This is a genomic window from Streptomyces huiliensis, from assembly GCF_020037025.1.
GTDB classification, from domain to species: domain Bacteria; phylum Actinomycetota; class Actinomycetes; order Streptomycetales; family Streptomycetaceae; genus Streptomyces; species Streptomyces huiliensis.
Genome location: NZ_JAIQLH010000330.1, coordinates 1 through 567, shown reverse-complemented (window position 1 = coordinate 567; position 567 = coordinate 1). Strand labels below are relative to the sequence as shown.

General features: G+C 75.7%; 1 protein-coding gene. It reads right to left on the bottom strand.

What is annotated here, in order from left to right:
* On the bottom strand, nt 1–567 hold a 567-nt coding region (locus JNW98_RS32605), incomplete at both ends, for a serine/threonine-protein kinase (protein ID WP_223771911.1).

Below are 567 nucleotides of genomic sequence, written 5' to 3'. Positions count from 1 at the left end.
GGCGGGGGAGGAACCGCCCTGCGCGGCGGCGGCCGGGCGCGGCTCGGTCGGCTGGTGCGCCGGATCCGTGGTCCGCCGGCCGGAGGGCCGCTCGGGCTCGCGCCGGGACGGCACCCGACGCCCGTCGGGCAGCCCGTGCGCCTCGCGCGCCGCGATCTCCTTCAGCCGCAACGACAGCTGGAGCGTGGACGGACGCTCCTCCGGATCCTTCGCCAGACAGGCGAGGATCAGCGGCGCCAGCGCGTCCGGCACCCCCATGAGCTGCGGCTCCTCGTGCACCACGCGGTAGAGCATGACCTCCGAACTGCCCTGCCCGAAGGGGGAGTCCGCGGTCGAGGCGTAGGCCAGCGTGGCGCCCAGCGCGAAGACGTCCGTCGCCGGCGTGACCGTCGCGCCCCGCACCTGCTCGGGCGCGAGGAAGCCGGGCGAGCCGACCGCCGTGCCGACGTGCGTCAGGGTGCTGGCACCCGTCGCCCAGGCGATGCCGAAGTCGATGATCCGCGGGCCCTTGGGGGAGAGCAGGATGTTCGACGGCTTCAGGTCCCGGTGGACCACCCCCGCGTCGTG